This window comes from Microcystis sp. M165S2 (assembly GCF_020245885.1).
Lineage (GTDB): Bacteria > Cyanobacteriota > Cyanobacteriia > Cyanobacteriales > Microcystaceae > Microcystis.
In genome coordinates this window covers 1-3,194 of record NZ_JADBTZ010000346.1, presented here as the reverse complement: position 1 = coordinate 3,194, position 3,194 = coordinate 1, and the positions used below count along the sequence as shown (strand labels likewise).

The following is a 3,194-nucleotide window of genomic DNA, read 5'->3' as shown; positions in this document are numbered from 1 at the left end:
TTAACCTATTTGTGCCTTAAGTGTCTCCCTGTATAGATTTCAGCTACTTTTAGGCGTAGGCACTCTCATCGAATTTTATTTTAAGTTAATTATTTGCATAACAATTACCGAAGAGCCTTTATTGTAAACTAATCTTATACAGCCCAAAGTGCGCCGCAATAGCGACTCTTGTTCGGGTGTGGGGTAAAATCATCGGTAAGAATAGGCTTTCTCCATATTTCACATTCTGGCATATATTTTGTAAATGTGCTAATATTTAACAGTAAAGCCGTCGTTCTACGACGGGGTTTCAGACCCAAAATTTTCGATGAAAGGCTATGGGTATCAGCATCCTGAGAATCTGGGCGATCGCATCTAATGGTTTTCGCGAGGTTATTCGCGATCGAATTCTTTACTTTATCGGGTTTTTTGCCCTGTTGATGGCCTTCGCTTTGCGTTTATTACCGGAAATTGCGGTGGGAACCCATCAGAAAATCTTTCTTGACTTGGGATTAGCCGCTATCGGGTTATTAGGGGTAATGGTTGCGGTTTTTGTGGGTACAGGGCTAATTAATAAGGAAATTGACAAGAGAACTATTTTAGTTTTGATTCCCAAACCCCTGAGTCGGGCCGAATTTATCCTCGGTAAACACTTGGGTTTGTCCGGGGTTTTAGCGGTGATGTTGGGGGTAATGTTGGTGATTTACTTGCTGATGTTGCTGGGGATGAAAGTATCTTTTCAACCTTTACCCCTGATTGTCTCGGTTTTCTATCTCGGTTTGGAATTAATTCTCATCGCGGCCGTGGCGATCGCTTTTGGGGTATTTACCAGTTCGATTATAGCCACGTTAATGACTTTTGGGGTCTATCTAATGGGTCACATCAGCAAAGATCTGATCCAATTGGGTATAATCAGCAAAAATCCCAATATCCTCGCTATCACCAAAAATATTTATCTAATTCTCCCAGATTTAGAGAGATTGAATTTTAGAAACGAGGCCGTTTATGGTTTGCTGCCTAGTGCTGATGTCTTAATCGGTAATGCCCTCTACAGTCTCGTTTATACTGGTCTATTATTGGGCATCTCCATCCTCATCTTTTCACGACGACAATTTTAAATAGCGTTGCTGAATCAAGGGATGAATGGCAACTGTGCAGGTTCCCGTGCCAAAGTTAGTTTGGGTCTAGGTTTTAAAAATCCCAGCAAAGAGGATTCAGATCTCAAATCAGCAACGCCTAAAATTGTCCTGGCAGAAAAACCGCTCATCGCTGGTAGGAATGGTCAATATCGATTAGTTTATAGACATTATTAGCCATGAAATTAAAGGCACAACTGCATATTTTAAGTCGAGACGCGGTCAATTACGGACTGGCAACCGTAGTCATGGAAGAAGCGGTTAATCCCGTCCTCGCGGCCGTGGCCAGACAGTTAAAACATTTACAATACTATGTGGTTCAGAATAGCCAGGGTGATTGGTTACTAACCACCTTAGCCCATCGGCAGCAGCCGCAACAGGAGAAAAGGGTAATCTATGCCTTTGCTACGGAAAAAATGGCCATATCTGCTCAAAATACCCCCAATTCACCCCTATCAACGCTCCTGATTCCCGTAACCCATCTTTTATTCCAATTATTTGCCCTAGAAAAAGTAGATAGTATTATTTTTCTGGAAAATGCACACACCGCTCAAACGGGAAAAGAAATCACCCGGACTGAATTAAGGGCCAATATTGAAAAACAACTGCAAAAACTAGCGACAATTCCTGCCAATCTTGCTTAACTTGGTTATCATTAATCGAGGTCAATTAGATGTCACCAGAGACTGTTTGGGCTGCCAACTTGAGTCTATTGTAACCAGAGAGATTTTTGAGAAAGGAAGGTGTCGCTAGTGTGGGCCACACTTCACCCCATCAGATATAGTAGAAGTACAGTATATACATTCTCAACAATACGGTGGTCAGGATGAATACAAAAACCCCCAATTACTAGACCGCCAGTGTCAGGATGATAAAACGGCTCTCCAGTGTCAAGCTGTATCCCTAACAATGGAGCAGTAAAACTAGGAGCCGTGTGAGGTGAAAGTCTCACCTACGTTTCTCAAGGGGAGGAGATGGAGTTGACTCTATTCTCAGCCCCTAATGGATAGATTGGACTCTATCAGTATCCGCCGCTACTAATACCTTAAATCTTAGCCAGAATGCCAGATTTACACTTGCTTAATTCTCATCCACAGGCCCTAGAAACTGCCTTCATCCCCACTGCCGACCGGTCTTTTTCCTACCCTCTATCCCTCGACCTCGCTACAATTAATCAACGTTTTGACTCCGCTAACGCCGCGGAAATCGTCGCTTGGGCGGAAGCCACCTTTGGGGAAGGTTTGGTGATGAGTACCAGTTTCGGCATTCAGGCGGCGGTAATGTTGCACCTCGTCACCGCAATTATCCCCGATATTCCCGTCATTTGGATCGATACCGGCTATCTTCCCCCGGAAACCTATCAATTTGCCGAAGAATTAAGCCAACGCCTCCATTTAAACCTGAAAGTTTATCAATCTCCCCTCAGTCCCGCCCGCATGGAAGCAATCCACGGTAAATTGTGGTCAAATAACGATCTGGACTCCCTCAATCTCTACGACAAAATCCGCAAAGTGGAACCGATGCAACGGGCCCTGAAGGAATTAAAGGCCGCCGCTTGGTTAGCGGGTTTGCGTCGCGACCAAACCGACCACCGCAAAACTCTCCAATGGGTCAATCAACAGGGCAAACGTTACAAAATATTACCGATCCTTGACTGGAATGCCAAAACCATCTACGACTATCTGACTAAATACGATCTTCCCTACCATCCCTATTTTGATCTGGGTTATGTCTCCGTCGGCGATTGGCACTCCAGTCGGCCTTTAACCGCCGATGATAGCAACGAACGAGACACCCGTTTCAAGGGTTTAAAACAAGAATGCGGTCTTCATTTGCCCTTAACCCCCGGAGAAGCACAAAGTCTCGACGCAAGCTCCCTTTAACTGCCAGGGTGGGAAAATTGCCGGTGCGATCGGTTCCTAGACGTTAGACAATGGTTATTGACATCCTCACCGCCGTAAACGGACGGTGATTCCCAAACCTCACGATTTAGGTTTCTGCTTCTTTCCCTTGCGGGGTTCCGCACCTGCCTTAACAGAGTAAATCTGTTCTGGTCTTATGGTCGCTCTACAGACTGAC

At 44.9% G+C, this 3,194-nt stretch carries 3 protein-coding genes and 1 pseudogene; 3 read left to right on the top strand and 1 reads right to left on the bottom strand.

Annotation, left to right across the window (positions count from 1 at the left end; genetic code table 11):
- Nucleotides 1-117 precede the first annotated feature (117 nt).
- Nucleotides 118-216, bottom strand: a pseudogene (locus tag IM479_RS17225) (helix-turn-helix domain-containing protein); the annotation flags it as partial.
- A gap of 101 nt (nucleotides 217-317) precedes the next feature.
- Here IM479_RS17225 and IM479_RS17220 point away from each other — a divergent pair.
- From IM479_RS17220 to cysH, 3 genes are all read left to right on the top strand, one after another.
- On the top strand, nucleotides 318-1,097 hold the full coding sequence (locus tag IM479_RS17220; protein WP_287684720.1) for an ABC transporter permease: 780 nt from the start codon (nucleotides 318-320) through the stop codon (nucleotides 1,095-1,097).
- Nucleotides 1,098-1,294: 197 nt separating this feature from the next.
- Nucleotides 1,295-1,759 carry a hypothetical protein gene (locus IM479_RS17215; RefSeq protein WP_287673595.1) on the top strand — a complete coding sequence of 155 codons (465 nt, stop codon included), beginning with the start codon at nucleotides 1,295-1,297 and terminating at the stop codon, nucleotides 1,757-1,759.
- 417 nt (nucleotides 1,760-2,176) lie between these two features.
- Nucleotides 2,177-2,998 (top strand): phosphoadenosine phosphosulfate reductase, encoded by an 822-nt coding sequence (gene cysH, locus IM479_RS17210; protein WP_287684721.1) that lies wholly within the window; start codon nucleotides 2,177-2,179, stop codon nucleotides 2,996-2,998.
- The last annotated feature ends 196 nt before the right edge of the window (nucleotides 2,999-3,194 follow it).

Bases quoted from the DNA above. Each gene is read 5' to 3' on its own strand.
- cysH (WP_287684721.1), top strand. From the start codon at position 2,177: ATGCCAGATTTACACTTGCTTAATTCTCATCCACAGGCCCTAGAAACT.
- IM479_RS17220 (WP_287684720.1), top strand. From the start codon at position 318: ATGGGTATCAGCATCCTGAGAATCTGGGCGATCGCATCTAATGGTTTT.
- IM479_RS17215 (WP_287673595.1), top strand. From the start codon at position 1,295: ATGAAATTAAAGGCACAACTGCATATTTTAAGTCGAGACGCGGTCAAT.